The following is a 17388-nucleotide window of genomic DNA, read 5'->3' on the forward strand; positions in this document are numbered from 1 at the left end:
CCGGTTGTGGGGGTCGGCCAGGAACTCGCGGACTTCCTGGCGATTGTCCACGTCATCGACGGTACGCCCGCCCGGCTGCGTGAGGGATGCACTGCTGGTGCACCCCTCGGCAGAACCTCCCTCAGCGCCGACGGCCGCGCTTTCCTGGACAGCGTGCCGCCCGACGAGTGGCATCGCGACGACACGCGGCGTGCGCGAGCCGTACCTGTCCCTGGCCGCCCTTAGCTGTCCCAGGAGCCGGACCCGGCCGCCGTGCCAGGGCCGGCACGCGAGCGAACGAGGAAGAGGGATCATCATGCGCGCTGCTGTGCTGCACGCTCCCGGCGACGTCCGGGTGGAAGAGATCGGCGACCCGAGGATCACCGCGCCGACGGATGCGGTCATCCGGGTGTCGGCGGCCTGCGTCTGCGGTTCGGACCTGTGGCCCTACCGCGGCACCGAGCCGGTTCAGGCGCCGATGCCGATGGGGCACGAGTACGTCGGAGTCGTCGAGGAGGTCGGCAGCGACGTCCGCACCGTGCGGCCCGGGCAGTTCGTCGTCGGCACGTTCGTCGCCGCCGACGGCACCTGCGAGATCTGCCGCTCGGGCTACCCCTCCTCCTGCGTGAACCGCGTGTTCATGGCCCAGGTCGGCACCCAGTCCGAACGCGCCCGCATCCCGCACGCCGACGGCACCCTCGTGGCCACCCCGGGCACGCCCGAGGAGGACCTGATCCCCCACCTCCTGGCCGCCTCCGACGTGCTGGGCACCGGATGGTTCGGCGCGGTGGCCGCCGAGGCCGGGCCGGGGAAGACCGTCGCGGTCGTCGGCGACGGCGCGGTCGGCCTGCTCGCCGTGCTGGCCGCCCGGCAGCTCGGCGCCGAGCGGATCATCGCGGTGAGCCGCCACGAGTCCCGGCAGGAGCTCGCCCGGGAGTTCGGCGCCACCGACGTCGTCACCGAACGCGGCGACGAGGGCGTCGCCGCGATCAAAGAACTGACCGGCGGTCTTGGCGCCCACTCGGTCGTCGAGGCCGTCGGCACCCAGCAGTCGATGCAGCAGGCCATCCGCTCCACCCGCCCGGGCGGCCACCTCGGCTTCGTGGGCGTCAACCACGACGTCACCCTCAGCGGCGAGGAACTCTTCTTCTCCCAGATCCACCTCCACGGCGGCCCCGCCCCGGTCCGCCGCTTCCTGCCCGAGCTGATCGACCTGATCTGGCAGCGGAAGATCCACCCCGGCAAGGTCTTCGACCTCACCCTTCCCCTCGACCGGGCCGCCGAGGCGTACCGGGCCATGGACGAACGCCGCGCCATCAAAGCCCTGCTGCGCGTGTGACGTCCGCAGCCGCCCGCCGCGGATGGAGATCGTGACCGGCCCCGACGGGGCAGCTGCCCAGGGCAGTGGTTCACCGGTGACCTGGCTCGCCCGGCTTCACGGCCGACGTCCTCGACACCGCTTCCCTCGCCCCCCGAGCGGCGGGAGACGCCACTACCAAAACCGCCCCCGACCCGCCTGCCGCCGACCGGGGAACGCGCCATGAACCCCACCTACGACTTCACCGGCCAGGCCGCCTTCGTCACCGGCGCCTCCTCCGGCATGGGTCTGGCCACCGCCCGCGCCTTCGCCGAAGCCGGCGCCGCCGCCGAGGAACCGGCCGAACGCTTCGACCGCGTCCACGCCATCGACCTCCGCGGCATCTGGGCGAGCATGAAACACGAACTGCGGCACATGCGCGCACAAGGCAGCGGGGCCATCGTCAACCGCTCATCCCTCGGCGGCCTCGTCGGCCTCCCCGGCCGCGCTTCCTAGCACGCCTCCAAGCACGGAGTCATCGGCCTGACCACCAGCGCCGCCCTCGAATACGCCCCCCGCGGCATCCGCATCAACGCCGTCTGCCCCGGCACCGTCAGCACCCCCATGGTCACCGACATGATCGCCAAGGGAGAACTCGACCTCGCCGAGGCCGAAGCCGGCCGGCCGGCCGGCCCATCAACCGACTCGGCACCCCGGAAGAAGTCGCCCACGCCGTCCTGTGGCTGTGCAGCCCCGCAGCCGCCTTCGTCATCGGCGTCGCCCTCCCCGTCGACGGCGGCTACGTCGCCCGCTGACACCACCCACCGCAATCCCCCGCAACCGGGAACGGAGGGCGACGACGCCGAACCATCAGCCGACGGCCCCCGGCCGCTGTGGTTCGAAAAGCTCGTGCGGCGACGGCAGGAGTGACGGTGTCGCCGTACAGTGGTGATATCGAGAGTTTGTCGTACGTCGGCTTACATGCGGGCGCCGTTCTCGACGAAGGAAAATGCCGGCCTTCGCCCCGGGCGGTGGCCGGAGACGGGTTCGTCCCATGTCAGCGACAACCGATCGCCCCGCATTCCCCTCGGGGGGTGCTGATGCCCTCCCTGCTCGACTCGCTCTGAAGAGCCCGGATGCTCCGCGCGGGCTGCTGGACGGGGCATGGTGGCCTCGTTCCCGGGAGCTGTCGCGGGAGCTTCCCGCGCTGGCCGCCGCCCTGGACCTGCTGTGGGGCAGGATCACCCGTGTCGCCGTGAACCCCCGCTACTGGCCGGTCGTTCCGCGCAAGGTGCCGGTCGGGCGGCGCGTGATCAAGGTGGGCTGGTTCGCGGCCGAACTGGACCCGCACATGCTCCTGCTTCTCTCCTTCCGCGTCGGCCGCTGGGATCTGCTGGTGATTCCTCCGGAGACCGGCGCGCACTCGGCGGAACGGTTGATGGCCGCGGCACGCGACGCGTCAGGGCCACCCCGCACCGCGAGCGCGCTCATGGCCAACGAGACGGCCCACCCGGCCCACCCGGAGCTGCTGACCGTGTGGGAGGACGAGGGCGGCGCCGTCCCTTCGGAACATCCGCGCGCCGGACGGCACCACGAGCAGCGGGACCTGGCATGACAAACGACCTCGTGTCCCGGCGCGCGGCGACGGCGAGCGCCGTGCTGCGCCTGTACGGCGGTACGGGCCGACCATGGCGGCCGGGCCGCGCGGCGTGCGGGAGTGTGTGGTGAGGCCGCCTCCCCGGCCCGGCAAGCGGCCTGTGTCCGCGACGTCCCCTGCCCGCCTGCGCCGACTCAGCCGCTGGCAGGCCGAAGGGATGCGGGAGGATCTCGCGGATCTGTACGCGGAGTCCACGACGGCAGGCACCGACGTGGACTACCGGAGCCGGGAAGACTTCCTCCGGCGCCTCGCCGACGATGTCAGGCAGCCGGGATTCGGCATGCTCATCGCGGAGACGACCACCCTGGCGGGGTGCGCTTTCGGTTTCCCGGTGGGGCGTGGCAGCTCCTGGTGGCACGGGTTCGACGGCCCGCTGCCGCCGGATGTCGAGCACCTCACCGCGTCGGGACGGGTGTTCTCCATCACCGCGATCGTGGTCCATCCGCGGGAGCGCGACCGCGGGCTCACCGAACGGCTCCAGAAGCGTCTGTTCGCCGATCACCAGGTCTCGTTGGGCGTCACCCTGGTGGACCGCGCCGACGAGTACGCCGCGCGGGCTTTCTCGGCCCTCGGCTGGCGGCAGATCGGCGAGCTCCGCCGCCCGACCGGCCCGGCGGTTCTCCGCGTCCTCGCCCTTGACCTCTGGAACGCGCGATCCGCCGCGCCCGACCCCCTCGGACGGCACGACAGCACGCAGGGGTGAGGCCGTTCAGTCACGCGGTGCCGGGCCGGGGCGGGCGCGGCTCAGCAGCTCCTCGGTGCGCTCCGCGAGGCGGGCCGCGTCGGCCGGGTCGAGGGTCTTCAGCGACAGCGGAACGTTCCGGCCGCGGTCGACGGCGGTCAGCGGTTCCGCGGGCGGCCGGTCGATCCAGTCGACGACGGGGCGGGCCGAGTCGGCCACCGGGCGGGCGAAGAACCGGGCGAGCAGCCGGATCGAGCCGCGGACCAGCGGACTCGGGTGGGCATCGGCGCCGCTGCGGGTGAAGCCCGGGTGATACAGGACGTAACGGGCCCGGCTGCCGGCCGCGGCAAAGGCCACGCCGAGCAGGTCGTTGGCCCGCCCGGCCTGGAGCTGGGCGCGCACCTGGCCGTAGCGGCGGGTCAGTTGCAGGTCGTCCCAGTGCATCCGGCCCGCGGTGTTGCCGACCCCGGCCACGTTCACGACGACGGGGGTCTCGGCGGCGTCGAGCAGGGGGCGCAGGCGGTGGGCGAGCAGGTGGCGGCTCAGGTAGTAGAGGGCGAAGGTGAACTCCAGCCCGTCCGGGGTCTCCCGCCGTTTGACGCTGACGCGGTTGGCGAACAGCGCCAGCGCGTCCACCGCCTCGTGGTGCCCGGCGATCTCGGCCGCGACCCGCTCGACCTCGGCGATGGAGGACAGGTCCGCCCGGATGAACCGCAGGTCCGGGTGCGCGGCCAGGTCGAGCAGCGCGCGCCCTCTGGCCTCGCTGCTGCCGATCACGGTGACGCGGTCACCGCGCGCCAGCCGTTCAAGCGCGGTCGCCCGGCCCATGCCGGCGGTACCGCCGCTGATGATCACGTTCTTTCGTGTTGGGACCGGCATGGTGTCCTCCGCATAGGCTCGTCGATCGGCCGGTCCATCGTCGGCCGCGGCCTCGGAAGCGGGAAAGAAGGCACTTTGATGTCAGGTACGCACAGCGATGTTCCCTCGGTGCTCGCGCACGAACTGCCGCGTCCCGTGCCGCTGGACGAGTTGGCCGCCTGCCCGGTCGGGGAGGTGTTCCGGCGGGTGGGCGACAAGTGGAGCATGCTGCTGATGATCCTGCTCGGACACCGTCCGTACCGGTTCAACGAGTTGCACCGCGCCGTCGAGGGCATCAGCCAGCGCATGCTGACCCGCACGCTGCGCGGTCTGGAGAACGACGGCCTGGTGCGACGCGAGGTGTTCCCGACCGTGCCGCCCGGCGTCGAGTACAGCCTGACGCCGCTGGGCAGGTCGCTGCTCGAACCGCTGTCGGCGCTGGCGGACTGGGCGGTGCGGCACGGGGCGGCGCCGGGCCGCGCCCCGGAACCGCGCTGACCGGCCGGGTCCTGGGGGTAACCCCACCGCGCAGCCGGTGGGTTGCCGCATGGTGGGCCGGTGGCGCCGGGCGGCAGGGTGAGCGGCATGACAGACATGACGAGGACGAAGGGCCGCGCCGCGCGGGCGGTGGCGTGCGGCATCGCGGTGGCGGTGCTCGCGGCGCTCGCCGGGCCGGCGGCGGCCGGCGGAGCGGTGGCGGACCCGCGCGGGGGCGGCGGGGACCGGCTGCGGCAGGACGTGGCGGCGATCACGGCGGCCGGCGTGACCGGCGTTCAGGCGCGGGTGACGGGGGCCGACGGACGCGTGCGCACCGCGACCGCGGGCGTCGCGGACCTCAGCACCGGGCGGCCGGTATCGCCGAACGGATATTTCAGGATCGGCAGCACCAACAAGACGCTCGTGGCCACCGTCCTGCTGCAACTCGCGCGCGAGGGCGCGCTGTCGCTGGACGACACCGTGGCGGAGTGGCTGCCCGGCGTCGTCGAGGGCAACGGCCACGACGGCAGCCGCATCACGCTCCGCGCACTGCTCCAGCACACCGGCGGCGTGTACGACGGCAACTACCCCAGCCGCGGCGGCTCCGCGGCGGACTACTACGCGAGCCGGTACGACGTGCACACGCCGCAGGAGATCGTGGCCGCAGCCATGCGCCATGCGCCGGACTTCCCGCCCGGCGAAGGCTGGAGCTACTCCAACACCGGCTACGCGGTGCTCGGCATGGTCATCGAACGGGCCACCGGGCGGGCATGGCACGAGGAGGTGAACGACCGCATCCTGACGCCCCTCGGCATGCGGCACACCATCTGGCCGGGCCTCTCCCCCACGCTGCCCCGCCCGCACGCACACGGCTACACCCGTTTCGCGCCAGGCGAGGACCTGGTGGACACCACCGAGCTGATCGACGCCGACGCCTCGGGCGGCTACCTCTCGACCACCGCCGACCTGGACCGGTTCGCGCGGGCGCTGTTCGACGGCACGCTGCTCGACGAGGCCGGACGGGCGGAGCTGACGCGCACCGTGGCGCTCGGCGAGGACGACACCCCCTGGCCCGGCGCCCGTTACGGTCTCGGCGTGTTCTCGCGTCCGCTGCCGTGCGGCGGCACCGTGTGGATTCCCAGCGGCGACCAGATCGGCTACAAGACCAGGATCGGCGTCACCGCCGACGGGGAGCGCAGCGTCGTGGTGTCGATGTCCACCCAGCTCCAGGACTCGGCCGACAGCGCCCTGCGCCAGGAGGCCACCGCCACCGAGCTGATCGACAACGCCCTGTGCGGGGACGGCAGCTGACAGGCCCCCTGAACGAGCGGCGCCGTCCGGCTCACTTCACGGCGCCGCTGGTGATGCCCGAGACGATGCGCCGCTGGGCGATGACGAAGACCGCGATCATCGGCAGGCTCATCAGTACGACGTAGGCGAAGACGAGGTGCCAGTTGTTCAGGTACAGCTGCGCGCTCGCCACTTGGTAGAGGTTGATCGGCAGGGTGGCGGCGTCGCCGCCGCCGAGGACGAAGAACGCGTAGAAGATGTCGCTCCAGGCGTACAGCATCACCATGATCGTCGCGGTCGCGATGACCGGGCGCAGCAGCGGCAGGATGATGCGCAGGAACACCCGGAGCGGGCGGGCGCCGTCCACCCGTGCCGCCTCCTCCAGTTCGAAGGGAATGCTGCGGATGAAGCCGGTCATGAAGAAGATCGCCGTGGAGAGGTACATCGCCGTGTAGACCGCGATCATGCCGGGCCGCGTGCCGGCGAGGCCGAGCTGGCGCAGTTGCAGCACGATGGTGATGATGGCCGGGGGGAGCAGCAGGCCGCTGATGCAGACGGCGTACGCCGCGGCGACGAGCCGCCCGCGGCGGCGGGCGAACACCCAGGCCGCGGCGGCGCCGAGGCACAGCACGAGCACCACGGAGGGAACGATGACGAGCAGGCTGTTGACGAAGCCGCGCAGCATCTCGCCCTCGCTGAAGGCGTCCGCGTAGTTGGCGCCGGGCTGCCAGTCGCCCGGCGGGTCCAGGTTCGGGCGGACGGCCTCGCCCTGGGGTTTGGCGGAGGTCGCCAGGACGAGCCAGAGCGGGATGCCGACGGTGACGAGCGCGAGGACGACCACGAGCACCGGGCGCCCCAGGCGCCAGTACCGGCCGGGGCGGTTCACCCGTGTTCTGCCATGAAAGCTGAGAGCCGCAGCCCTGGGAGGAATCGGGTCCTTGTTGCGGAGCCGTGTAGTGGCAAAGCTCATTTGGTTGTATCTGGACGACAAGCTGAACTCCAATCATTGGCCGCACTAGTGTGTTCTGCGTGAAGATCGTCGCGCAGGTGAAATTGCTGCCCGCGTCCGCTCATGACGCGGATGCGCTGGCAGCGACCCTGCGCGCTTGCAATCGGGCCGCGAACACCGCCTCCGAGGTGGCGTTCACCAAGGACCTCAAACGGCGGAACACGCTGCAGGACGCGGTGTACCACCGGATCAAGGCCGACTTCGACCTGGGCGCGCAGGCGGCGGTACGCACCATCAAGAAGGTGTGCGATGCCTACGCCGCGCTCAAGGGCAACATCAAGGCCGGAAATCTCGGACCCAAAGGATCGAAGCGCCGGACGCGGGCCGAGTCCAGGCCGGTCGGCTTCCGTGACGATGCCGCGCAGCCGTTCGATGACCGCATCCTGACGTGGAACCTGGATCAGCGGACCGTGTCCGTCTGGACGGTTGCCGGGCGGCTGAAAGGCATTCCGTTCGTCTGCTCGCCCGAAGCGATGACGCTGCTGGCCTCCCGCAAGGGAGAGTCCGACTTGGTGATGCGAGACGGCACGTTCTTCCTCATCGCCACCATCGACGTGCCCGAGCCGCTGGTGTCCGAGCCGGACGGGTCCCTGGGCGTGGACCTCGGGATCGTCAACATCGCCACCACCAGCGATGGTCAGATCATGGCCGGACGCCGCCTCAACCGCTACCGCAAGCGGCACCGCGACCTGCGCCGCAAGCTTCAGAAGAAGCGCACCAAGGCCGCCAAGCGGGCCTTGAAACGCATGCGGCGCCGGGAAGCCCGGCACGCGGCGCACACCAACCACATCATCGCCAAGCGCATCGTCGCCACCGCTGAACGCACCTCTCGCGGAATCGCCCTGGAAGACCTGGGCGGTATCCGGCAGAGGGTCACGGCCAGGAAAGACCAGCGGGCACGACTGCACTCCTGGGCCTTCGCCCAACTCGGCACGTTTGTCGAGTACAAAGCCCGGCGGGCCGGTGTCGCGGTGGTCCACGTGGGCCCGCGCAACACCTCCCGCCAGTGCTCCGAGTGCCGGCACACCCACCGCACGAACAGGGTGGATCAAGCACGGTTCGTATGCCGGTCCTGCGGGATTGTGCTGCACGCGGACCACAACGGCTCCCGCAACATCGCCCACCGAGGCGAGGCTGTGTGGCAGCGGGGCGCAGTCAAACGCCCCAGTACGGCCCAGCGCTATACCGGACGCAGGGGACCAACGCGGCAGCCAGTCGCGCTCCACTTGTAATCAACGCCTTAGCGGATCGGGTGACAATCTCACTCCCTCAAGGCCGAGAATTTGACAGCAGTTCCTCCCTGCGGCGCAGGCCGGTGATGAGTGGGATCGCCTTGGCGATGACCACGAGGAACAGCACGAGGCTCATCGCGGACGCCTGGGCGTAAAGGCCCTGTCCGAAGACGCGGAACATGTAGATGTTCATGACCTCGGTGGAGGCCGCCGGGCCGCCCGCCGTCGTGGCCTGGACGATGTCGAAGGTGTTCATCGAGCCCAGCAGCGAGGTCGTGACGTTGAACGTGACGGCCGGCGCGAGCAGGGGGAAGCGGACGGACCTGAACATCCGCCACGGCCCCGCGCCGTCCGCGCGCGCCGCCTCCGTGACCTCGTCCGGGATGCCCTTGAGGCCCGCGAGGTAGATGAGCATGGCGAGCCCCATCCACTTCCAGCCGTGGATGACGGCGACCAGGACGACGGTCCACGTGGTGTCGCCCAGCCAGGGGATGGACGTGCCGAGCAGGTCGTTCACGGCGCCTTCGGTGTTGAGCAGCGCCTGGAAGACGTAGCCGACCGCGAGCGCCGAGATCAGCACCGGCAGGAAGAACACGGCGCGGAAGAAGCGGTTGAAGCGCGTGTCCTTCTCCAGCAGCAGCGCCAGCAGCAGGCCGAAGAGGTTCTGGAAGAAGGCGGCGAGCAGCGCGTACGTCAGCGTCACGCGGATGGCCCGCCACAGCGTTCCGTCGTCGAGGACGGCGCGGAAGTTGTCCAGGCCGGCGAAGCCGATCTCGCTGTGGTACGCGGACCAGTCGGTGAACGGGTACCAGAAGTTGAGGAGGTTGGGCAGCAGGAAGAACCCGCCGAACACGACGACGGCCGGCAGGGCGAACCACCAGGGGTGGTGAACGGCGGCGGCGGAGAGCCGCCCCGGGCGGGCCGCGCCGCCCCCGGGCGGTCCCGGCGCCCGGCGGCGCCCGCGCCCGGCCGCCTTCGCGGACGCCCTGTCGGTGGCGGTGTGCGCCACGATGCGTGTCCCTTCGCTCGGGTCAGAAGCCCGCCGCGCCCTGGGCGCGGGCGATTTCGGTGAACTGGTCCTGCACGAACTCGGCGACGTCCCGCGGCGACCGTTCCCCGTGGATCATGTCCGCGAGGCCGACGTGCAGCTCCGGGGCGACGATGGCGCGGGCCTGGAAGACGCCGTGGGCGTCGGGCAGCGCGGCCACCTGGTCGAGGGCGGTCTGCGGCAGCCCGTCGGGGGTGGGCACGTCCGGCTGGATGGACGGGATGTCCCTGGCGTCGACGTAGTCCGGGTAGTGGGGCCCCAGCCAGAAGGCGAGGAACTGGCGGGCGGCGTTCTGCCGTTGCTCGTCGCCGGTGCGGAAGGCGACGACGCCGTTGGTCTGGTCCGGCGAATACAGCCCGCGCGCCTCGGAGTTGGCGATGGGGAACCAGCCGATCCGGTCGTCGATCCCGGCGCTGCCGTACTGCGCCTGGAGCTGGGACTGGAAGGAGGTGACGTTGAGCGCCATGGCGGCGGTGCCGTCCCAGAGGGCCTCGCCCTGGCCGGTGAACGTGCCGGTGCGGTAGTTCTCCTGGGCCAGTCCGGCGCCGAGCAGGTCGTCCTGGTAGCGGGTGATGGCGTCGACGACGGCCGGGTCGGTCCACGACTCCTCGTTGCGGTTCAGCCCCTCCCACCAGGCGTCGGGCAGGTCGGTGAGCTGGACCTGGACCTGCCACTGGAGGGGCCACTTGTCGCCGCCCACCTCGTAGAACGGGGCCGCGTCCGTCCGGTCCGCGACGGTGTGCCCGAGGGCGAGCAGCTCCGCGTAGCTGCCGGGGAAGTCCGCCTCGTCAAGGCCGGCTTCGGCGAAGACATCCTTGTTGTAGTAGACGCCGAGCATCGCCGGGCTGGTGACGATCGCGGCGTAACGGGTGCCGTCGACGACCCCGAGGGACCGCTCGGTCGGGCCGAGGGCCTCCACCCACGGTTCCTCGTCCAGCGGGAGCAGGTTCTGCCGGGGCTGGATGAACGGGAGCGTGCTGATGCTGGGCTGCCAGAACATCAGGTCCGGCTTGTCGCCGCCGGCCAGCCGGGTGGGCACGTTCTGTTCGTAGAGGTCGGGGATGGCCTCGGTGGACACCTCGGCGCCGGTCGCCGCCTCGAACGCCTCGATCACCGGCTCGGGGGCGGTGACGCTGTTCTGCGCGGTCCAGAAGGTGAGTTCCACGCCTTCCAGGCTCGCGGTGGGGTCGACCGGCGGGCCGCCGCCGCTGTCGGGCGGCCCGCCCGCCGTGCTGTCGCTGCACGCGGTCAGGGTCAGGGCAGCGGTGCATATGAGGGCCGTCAGGCCGGCGACTCTTCGCATGGCGGACTCCGGGAAGGGTGGTCGGTGCGGGTTCAGTTCTCGGGCCGGCCGCTCACGGGGCCGGTACGCGTGACCGCTTCGGCTCCCGCGGCCGGCTGCCGCCCCGCAGCCTTGTGTTACCGGTCACACGCATGCCAGGATTGTGACCGGTAACACTTTGGACGTCAAGAACTGCACCAACTCGCACCAACGGATTCGCCGGGAGGCACGCGTTGTCCGGTACACCCGCGGCTGGTGGCACCCAGCGCATCCACTGGGGGCACTCCGCGCTGTCCGCCGAGTTCGCCACGGCACCCGACGGCTCCCTGCGGATCGTCGGCCTCGGCCCCCGGGGCACCGCGGCGGCGGAACTGCGGCGGGCGACTCCGGTGGTCGAAGTGCTGGCGCTCGGGCACGGCAGCGGATGGTCGGGGCGGCGGTCGATCGAGACCGCCGTCGGCGCGCGCCTGCGGCTGCGCGGCCACACCAGGGAACGCGACGGCGACTGGCACGTGCTGCGCCTCGACCTGCACGACGCGGTCAGCGGCATCACCGCCGTACTCCGGCTCTCCTCCCCCGAAGGGCTGCCCGTCGTCCGCGCCGGCACCGAAATCCGCAACGAGGGCCAGGAGCCGGTCACGCTGCTGGCCGTCTCCTCGTTCGCCCTCGGCGGCCTGCCCGCGCCCGGCGAGCTGGAGCTGCACTGGGCGGACAACGACTGGCTGGCCGAGTGCCGTTGGCGCAGCGCGCCGCTGCGCGACCACCTGCCCGACCTCAACCGCGGCGTGCACGAGCACGACAGCCGGGGGCACTTCGCCCTCGGCAGCCGAGGCAGCTGGTCCACCGACGGCCACCTCCCCATGGGCGCCCTGACCGAACGCACCGGCGGACGGTGCTGGTTGTGGCAGGTCGAGTCGCCCTGCGGGTGGGCCTGGGAGACCGGGGAGCGGGAGGGCGGCACCTATCTGGCGCTGCACGGGCCCACCGACACCGAGCACCAGTGGCGCGAGCGCCTGTCCCCAGGACAGTCCTTCCGCACCCAGCCGGCCGCCGTCGCGATGTCCGAGGAGGGCTTCGACGGCGCGCTCGGCGCACTGACCGGCTACCGGCGGCGGGTGCGCCGGCCGCACCCCGACCACCGGGCGCTGCCGGTGATCTTCAACGACTACATGAACACCCTCTCCGGCGACCCGACCACCGGGAAACTGCTGCCGCTCGTCGACGCCGCGGCCCTGGCCGGTGCGGAGTACTTCGTCATCGACTCCGGCTGGTACGACGACGACGCGGCCGGCTGGTGGGACAGCGTCGGCGCGTGGCAGCCCGCGGCGAGCCGGTTCCCCGGTCCGCGCGGCATCCACGAAGTGCTCGACCGGATACGGCACCACGGCATGGTGCCGGGCCTGTGGCTGGAGCCCGAGGTCGTCGGCGTGCGCAGCCCGCTGGCCGAACGGCTGCCCGACGAGGCGTTCTTCCGGCGCGACGGGGTGCGCATCAGGGAGCACGGCCGCCACCAGCTCGACCTGCGGCATCCGGCGGCCGCCTCGCACCTGGACGAGACGGTCGACCGGCTCGTCGGCGCCTGGGGCGTGGGCTACCTCAAGCTCGACTACAACATCAGCGTGCCGCCCGGCACCGACGGCGGCGGCGCGGAGAGCCCGGGCGCGGGCCTGCTCGGGCACGCGCGCGCCTACCTGGACTGGCTGAACGCGGTCCTCGACCGGTACCCGGGGCTCGTCATCGAGAACTGCGCCTCGGGCGGCATGCGCATGGACGGGGCGCTGCTCGGCGTGGCGCAGCTCCAGTCGACCAGCGACCAGCAGGACCACCTGCGCTACCCGCCGATCGCCGCCGCGGCACCGACGGCGGTGCCGCCCGAACAGGGGGCCGTGTGGGCGTACGTGCAGCCGGAGTTCGGCGACGAGGAGAACGCGTTCATCCTGGCGGGCGCCCTGCTCGGCCGCGTTCACCTCTCCGGCCGTCTCGACCGCATGTCGCCGGCGCAGCTCGGGCGGGTGCGGGAAGCGGTCGGGGTGTACCGGTCGATCCGGCAGGACCTGCCGGACGCCGTGCCGTTCTGGCCGCTGGGCCTGCCCGCCTGGACCGACCCGTGGACCGCCCTGGGGCTGCGGGCCGGCCGGGCGTCCTATCTCACCGTGTGGCGCCGCGAGGGCGGCGGTCCTGACGCGGTGCTCCCCCTGCCGCACCTGCGCGGCCGGGCGGCGGGCGTGGAGGTGCTGTTCCCCGCCGGCTCGGCGGGCGGCGCGGCGTGGTCCGCCGCGTTGGGCGAGCTGGCCGTCACCCTGCCCAGGCCCGGCACGGCTCTGCTGCTGCGACTGACCACGTGAGGGGGCGGCCGGGCGGGGGCGGCGGGGCTGCGCCCGCGGGGCGGTGGGGCCGCGTCCGAGCACGACTACGGACATCACGAACATCCCGGATACGAGGAGGCAGCACCGATGAGGAAATCCCTGAGACACCTGGCCGGGGCCGCCGCCGCGGTCACCGCCGCGGGGCTGCTGGTGCCCCCGGGGGCCGCGGCCGCGGAACCCGACGTTCTGGCCGTCGACTTCGGCGAGACGACCGGCGCGTTCCACGGGGGCGCCAGCGGCACGCTCTACGGCTTCGGCGACGACGGCTCCCCGACCCGCGCGCTGGTCAACGGCGCGCACATCACCAACTCCTCGCAGAAGCCGCCGGCGGGCCTCCAGCATCCGAGCGGTGACGTCCTGAACGTCGAGGACGGCTTCTTCGACAAGCACGGCAGGGAGCTGGCCGTGTACGTCCAGGACCTGTACCCGGACTGGCCGTACCACGAGGGCGAACGCCCGCAGGACACGCGCACGTACGACCAGGCGGACGGCTCGTGGACGGAAGGCGGGAACGGCACCTGGGACTACCTGGAGGTCGTGCGGCACGTCGTCACCCGGATCGCCACCGAATCCGCGCACCCGGACCAGTACCTGTTCGTCATCTTCAACGAGCCGGACGGCATCTGGTACCAGGACTGGCCCGGGATGAAGGACCAGTTCCTGGCCGACTGGACCGAGGTGTACCACCTGGTGCACGAGATCTACGACGAGGTCTTCGACGGCGCGGTGCAGCCGCGCATCGGCGGCCCCGGGCACTCGCGCTGGTACGGCTCCGCCGAGCCGGACGACAACCGGCGCGAGCGGGACTTCCTGGAGTACGCCGCGGCGCACGACGTCGTGCCGGACACCTACATCTGGCACGAGCTGGGCGGCACGGACCCCGACCTGTTCCGCGGCCACATGCGCGAATACCGGGCGCTGGAGGACGAGTTCCTGGGCGCGGACGTGGACCTGCCGGTCACCATCAGCGAGTGGGGCGGGCTTCAGGACATGAGCACGCCGGGCCGGATCGCCCGGTGGTTCGCGGCCTTCGAGGCGGAGAAGGTCGACGCCCAGACCGCCTACTGGAACTACGCGGGCAACTTCTCGGACAACATGGCCCGTGCCAACGGCGCGAACGGCGGTTGGTGGATGTTCAAGTGGTACGGGGATCTGGCGGGCTCGCGGACGGTCCGGGTGACCCCGCCGCACCCCGGGGACGTGACCTCGCTGCGGGGCATCGGCGCCGTCGACGAGGACAACCGGCGGGCCACCGTTCTCTACGGCGGCACGAACGCCGACGTGGCGCTTGACCTGCGCGGCCTGGACCGGTCCCTGTTCGGCAGCCGGGTCGACGTCGAGGTGCGGGAGATCACGCTCACCGGCGCGGAGGGCGTCCACGGGAATCCGCGGCTCGTGGCGGCCCTTGAGGGCGTGCCGCTCGGCGGCGACGGCACGCTGGCGGACGTCACGGTCCCGACGCACGACGAGGACGCCGCCTACCAGGTCGTCATCACGCCCCGCCAGGACCGCGACGTCGAGGCCGCGCTCGCGGACCAGGCGTGGAGCCGGTCCTTCGAGGCGGAGGACACGCAGCTGACCGCGGCGTCCGTCCGCGACGCCGCCGACCACGAGTTCCAGGCTTCCGGCGACGCGGACGTGGCCGAGTTCAACCAGCCGGGCTCGCGTTCGGACTTCACGGTCACCGTGCCGCGGACGGGCACCTACCGCTTCCAGGTCGTCGGCTCGGCGCCGGGCCCCGGCCGCCACGCCCTGTTCGTCGACGACCGGTTCGGCGCGACCGTCCAGTACTCCTCCGACCTGTGGACGCGGGGCAAGTGGATGTACCGGGGCAGCGCCGAGGTCGAGATCGAGCTGCCCGCGGGGGAACACACCCTGTCGCTGCGGGCCGGCGCCGACGGCGCCACCGCGCTGCCGAACAGCGACATCACGCTGGACCGGTACGTCCTGACCGACGTGACGGACGGCCAGCCGACGGTGTACCCGGCAAGCGGCATGCGCCTCGACGGCGGCGCCCGCCTCGCGTTCGAGGAGCCGGGAACGCGGGGCTCCGCGCGGATCGCGGGCGCCGGGCAGCGCGCCGACCTGTACGTGACCGCATGGGAGTCCGGCTACCACGACGTCGTCGTCGACTACGCGAGCACGGGGGCCGCTTCGGCGTCGCTGCGCGTGAACGGGGCCGAGGCCGGCCCGTTCGAGGCGCCGGGCGCGGGCACGTGGCGTTCCACGGCGCGCGTTCATCTCGCCGAGGGCATCAACGAGTTGGAGGTCACGTCGGCGGAGGGCATCGCCGTCTCCGCGGTGACGACCGCGCGGAACGCGGCGGCGGACGCGGCGGCCGTCACCATTCAGGCGGAGGATGCCGTCCTGCACGGGGCGGCGGCCGTCGAGACGCTGCCGGAGAGTTCGGGCAGCAACGCCTCGGGCGGCAGCGTCGTCAGGTACCTGGGCAACGACACGGCCGGGGCCCGCAACCGGCTGGAGATCCCACGGCAGCCGGGATTCGACGCGCCGGGCGACTACACCGCCGTGGTGCGTTACGCGAACGCCGAGACCTCGGGCGACCACGATTACAACCCGCAGGTCGTCGACCGTGGCCTCCAGATCACGGAGGACGGCGCCGAGGGCTATGCCGGCCGGGGGATGTTCCGCAACAACCACCACTGGCACAGCTTCTGGGAGCGGTCGGTCGGCGTGACCCTGTCCACCGCGGACGGCTCCCTGTTCCTCGGCAACGACGTACCGGGCGCCTGGGCACCGGACATCGACTCGGTGACCATCGCCCCCCTGACCACGGACGGCTTCGAAACCGCCCCGGCGTAGCGGCGGCGGGGCGGCCGGTCACTGTCCCCGGCACAGACACGGGTGCCGGGGACGGGCCGGGTCGTTGCTGTCCTCGCCCCAGTGGCCGCCGTGCTAGCGGGTACTAGTGACTGTCGGGAACCTTGTTGTCGCACGGGGAGCAGTCGGCGCCATCCATGGCCCACAGCTCCTCGTCCGGCACGAAGTCCTGCTCTCGCAGGGCATCGGCCGTCCGGATGACCAGCCCGTCGTTCCGCCGTTCGATCAGCGGTGCGTGGTGCTTGTACTTCCCGCCGTTGTAGACCTCGCAGAAAGCGAAGTAAACGGGAGTGTCGAGGATCAGCGTGTGCACGCCGATATCGACGATCTTTCCCACACCGATGTGGATTTCGGGGCAGGCGTTCCCCGGGCGCTGGCGCGTTGGCGTGGAGGAGCCATGACGGACACGGCGCCCGGGGGCGTGGGGCCCGGCGACCAGCCGGTCTCAGGATGTGGCTGCCGGGGGGCGCCGTCGGCCGAGGCGGAGGGGGATATGGCGGCGGGCGGCCCACAGGGTGGTGGTGCGCGTCATGACGAATGACTCGCCTGAACTGAAGACCAGGCGTTTCGCTCCGCCGCGCATGGCGGTCATGTCGGTGACGGTGAACGTTTGGCCGCCGACCATGACTTGGTCGCCGCGGGCGATGGTGGTGGCATCCACCTCCACGGCCACCAGTACCCCGGCGTTCACGGCCGGACCCCGCAGGCCGGGGCGCAGGCGCGCAGCGGGCGGCCGTTCACGGTGGCCAGGACGCGGGAACGTTCGCCGGGGCGGTGGCCGAGCCAGGTCCGGCACAACACGCAGGCGGCCCCGGACCACTGCCGTGGTGACAAGTCCCGTTCCAGGTCAAGTCCCATCAGCAGAACCGGCAGCGGCGCGTCAGGCACGGCGGCCTCCCCGCGGTGGGAGGACGACGTGCCGCAGTGCTTCGAGCAGCACCGGCGGATCGGTCAGGCACGTGGGAGTCGGGCGGATCAGCCAGCGGATGGCCGTGCCACCGGTCCACGGCCCCTCACACCACGCCGCGGGCGGCACGGCCAGCACCCGCGGCCCGCGCACGATGTCCACCCCCGGCGCCCGTTCCTCCCACTCTTCCGCCGCACCGGGCAGCACCAGCCAGGTCAGCACATCGGCAACCTGATCCTGAACGACCGGCCCCGACCGCTCCCGCAACCGCGAGACAACCCGCAACCCGACAAACGTCGGCAACTGCACCCCATCGAACCACCGCCCACACGGCAACGACTCCACACCCCCGCGGGGAATCCACTCAGCACTCGCGGTCTCGGTTCGCACGCGACACCCCCTGGCATCATCGGTGATTGGGTTCCATCACCGTGACAGCCTCAGAAGTGCCTAAGTGTCACCC

15 protein-coding genes and 2 pseudogenes are annotated in these 17388 nt (G+C 71.9%); 9 read left to right on the forward strand and 8 right to left on the reverse strand.

What is annotated here, in order from left to right:
* Positions 1 to 295: 295 nt before the first annotated feature.
* The 4 genes and pseudogenes from STBA_RS08725 to STBA_RS08740 all read left to right on the forward strand — a co-directional run bounded on the left by STBA_RS08725 (position 296) and on the right by STBA_RS08740 (position 3636).
* Positions 296 to 1318 (forward strand): zinc-dependent alcohol dehydrogenase family protein, encoded by a 1023-nt coding sequence (locus tag STBA_RS08725; RefSeq protein WP_077058692.1) that lies wholly within the window; start codon positions 296 to 298, stop codon positions 1316 to 1318.
* A gap of 201 nt (positions 1319 to 1519) precedes the next feature.
* A pseudogene (locus STBA_RS08730) lies at positions 1520 to 2091 on the forward strand (SDR family oxidoreductase).
* A 239-nt stretch (positions 2092 to 2330) separates the two neighbouring features.
* On the forward strand, positions 2331 to 2891 hold the full coding sequence (locus tag STBA_RS37090) for a DUF5994 family protein (protein WP_077058693.1): 561 nt from the start codon (positions 2331 to 2333) through the stop codon (positions 2889 to 2891).
* 199 nt (positions 2892 to 3090) lie between these two features.
* Positions 3091 to 3636, forward strand: coding sequence for a hypothetical protein (locus STBA_RS08740; RefSeq protein ID WP_079251808.1), 546 nt, complete (start codon positions 3091 to 3093; stop codon positions 3634 to 3636).
* Positions 3637 to 3642: 6 nt separating this feature from the next.
* Here STBA_RS08740 and STBA_RS08745 read toward each other — a convergent pair whose 3' ends face one another.
* Entirely contained in the window at positions 3643 to 4494 is an 852-nt protein-coding gene (locus tag STBA_RS08745) for an SDR family NAD(P)-dependent oxidoreductase (RefSeq protein WP_077058694.1), read from the reverse strand.
* A gap of 78 nt (positions 4495 to 4572) precedes the next feature.
* Between STBA_RS08745 and STBA_RS08750 the strand changes: the two genes are divergently transcribed.
* Both STBA_RS08750 and STBA_RS08755 read left to right on the forward strand, forming a co-directional pair.
* On the forward strand, positions 4573 to 4971 hold the full coding sequence (locus STBA_RS08750) for a helix-turn-helix domain-containing protein (RefSeq protein ID WP_077058695.1): 399 nt from the start codon (positions 4573 to 4575) through the stop codon (positions 4969 to 4971).
* Between the two features lie 87 nt (positions 4972 to 5058).
* Complete coding sequence (locus STBA_RS08755; protein WP_253194586.1) at positions 5059 to 6261, forward strand: serine hydrolase domain-containing protein; 1203 nt, start codon at positions 5059 to 5061, stop codon at positions 6259 to 6261.
* 31 nt (positions 6262 to 6292) lie between these two features.
* On the opposite strand, the gene STBA_RS08760 is transcribed toward STBA_RS08755, so the two are convergent.
* On the reverse strand, positions 6293 to 7126 hold the full coding sequence (locus tag STBA_RS08760) for a carbohydrate ABC transporter permease (RefSeq protein WP_077058697.1): 834 nt from the start codon (positions 7124 to 7126) through the stop codon (positions 6293 to 6295).
* A 143-nt stretch (positions 7127 to 7269) separates the two neighbouring features.
* On the opposite strand from STBA_RS08760, the gene STBA_RS08765 reads away from it, so the two are divergent.
* Positions 7270 to 8481 carry an RNA-guided endonuclease TnpB family protein gene (locus STBA_RS08765; protein WP_077063196.1) on the forward strand — a complete coding sequence of 404 codons (1212 nt, stop codon included), beginning with the start codon at positions 7270 to 7272 and terminating at the stop codon, positions 8479 to 8481.
* 37 nt (positions 8482 to 8518) lie between these two features.
* Here STBA_RS08765 and STBA_RS08770 read toward each other — a convergent pair whose 3' ends face one another.
* Together STBA_RS08770 and STBA_RS08775 are read right to left on the reverse strand one after the other, a co-directional pair.
* Positions 8519 to 9349: a sugar ABC transporter permease gene (locus STBA_RS08770; protein WP_077063197.1), complete on the reverse strand. Its 831-nt coding sequence runs from the start codon at positions 9347 to 9349 to the stop codon at positions 8519 to 8521.
* Positions 9350 to 9512: 163 nt separating this feature from the next.
* Positions 9513 to 10832: an ABC transporter substrate-binding protein gene (locus tag STBA_RS08775; RefSeq protein WP_077058698.1), complete on the reverse strand. Its 1320-nt coding sequence runs from the start codon at positions 10830 to 10832 to the stop codon at positions 9513 to 9515.
* Between the two features lie 212 nt (positions 10833 to 11044).
* On the opposite strand from STBA_RS08775, the gene STBA_RS08780 reads away from it, so the two are divergent.
* Both STBA_RS08780 and STBA_RS08785 read left to right on the forward strand, forming a co-directional pair.
* Entirely contained in the window at positions 11045 to 13156 is a 2112-nt protein-coding gene (locus tag STBA_RS08780) for an alpha-galactosidase (RefSeq protein WP_077058699.1), read from the forward strand.
* Between the two features lie 108 nt (positions 13157 to 13264).
* The gene (locus STBA_RS08785; RefSeq protein WP_077058700.1) at positions 13265 to 16000 is read left to right on the forward strand and encodes a hypothetical protein; all 2736 of its coding nucleotides are present in this window, start codon (positions 13265 to 13267) and stop codon (positions 15998 to 16000) included.
* Between the two features lie 103 nt (positions 16001 to 16103).
* On the opposite strand, the pseudogene STBA_RS08790 reads toward STBA_RS08785, so the two are convergent.
* From STBA_RS08790 to STBA_RS08800, 4 genes and pseudogenes are all read right to left on the reverse strand, one after another.
* Positions 16104 to 16373: pseudogene (locus STBA_RS08790) on the reverse strand (hypothetical protein); the annotation flags it as partial.
* Positions 16374 to 16463: 90 nt separating this feature from the next.
* Positions 16464 to 16709 carry a hypothetical protein gene (locus STBA_RS08795; protein ID WP_079251811.1) on the reverse strand — a complete coding sequence of 82 codons (246 nt, stop codon included), beginning with the start codon at positions 16707 to 16709 and terminating at the stop codon, positions 16464 to 16466.
* On the reverse strand, positions 16706 to 16906 hold the full coding sequence (locus STBA_RS37675) for a hypothetical protein (RefSeq protein ID WP_079251812.1): 201 nt from the start codon (positions 16904 to 16906) through the stop codon (positions 16706 to 16708). Before STBA_RS37675 ends, STBA_RS08795 begins: the two co-directional genes overlap by 4 nt.
* A complete protein-coding gene (locus STBA_RS08800; RefSeq protein ID WP_077058701.1) occupies positions 16899 to 17147 on the reverse strand; it encodes a hypothetical protein in 249 nt (82 codons plus the stop codon). Before STBA_RS08800 ends, STBA_RS37675 begins: the two co-directional genes overlap by 8 nt.
* Positions 17148 to 17388: the final 241 nt, after the last annotated feature.

It is taken from the genome of Streptomyces sp. MP131-18, from assembly GCF_001984575.1.
Classification (GTDB): Bacteria; Actinomycetota; Actinomycetes; order Streptomycetales; family Streptomycetaceae; genus Streptomyces; species Streptomyces johnsoniae.

Excerpts from the sequence above, each read along its gene's own strand:
- STBA_RS08725 (WP_077058692.1), top strand. The coding sequence starts at position 296 with ATGCGCGCTGCTGTGCTGCACGCTCCCGGCGACGTCCGGGTGGAAGAG.
- STBA_RS37090 (WP_077058693.1), top strand. The coding sequence starts at position 2,331 with ATGTCAGCGACAACCGATCGCCCCGCATTCCCCTCGGGGGGTGCTGAT.
- STBA_RS08740 (WP_079251808.1), top strand. The coding sequence starts at position 3,091 with ATGCGGGAGGATCTCGCGGATCTGTACGCGGAGTCCACGACGGCAGGC.
- STBA_RS08745 (WP_077058694.1), bottom strand. The coding sequence starts at position 4,494 with ATGCCGGTCCCAACACGAAAGAACGTGATCATCAGCGGCGGTACCGCC.
- STBA_RS08750 (WP_077058695.1), top strand. The coding sequence starts at position 4,573 with ATGTCAGGTACGCACAGCGATGTTCCCTCGGTGCTCGCGCACGAACTG.
- STBA_RS08755 (WP_253194586.1), top strand. The coding sequence starts at position 5,059 with ATGACAGACATGACGAGGACGAAGGGCCGCGCCGCGCGGGCGGTGGCG.
- STBA_RS08775 (WP_077058698.1), bottom strand. The coding sequence starts at position 10,832 with ATGCGAAGAGTCGCCGGCCTGACGGCCCTCATATGCACCGCTGCCCTG.
- STBA_RS08785 (WP_077058700.1), top strand. The coding sequence starts at position 13,265 with ATGAGGAAATCCCTGAGACACCTGGCCGGGGCCGCCGCCGCGGTCACC.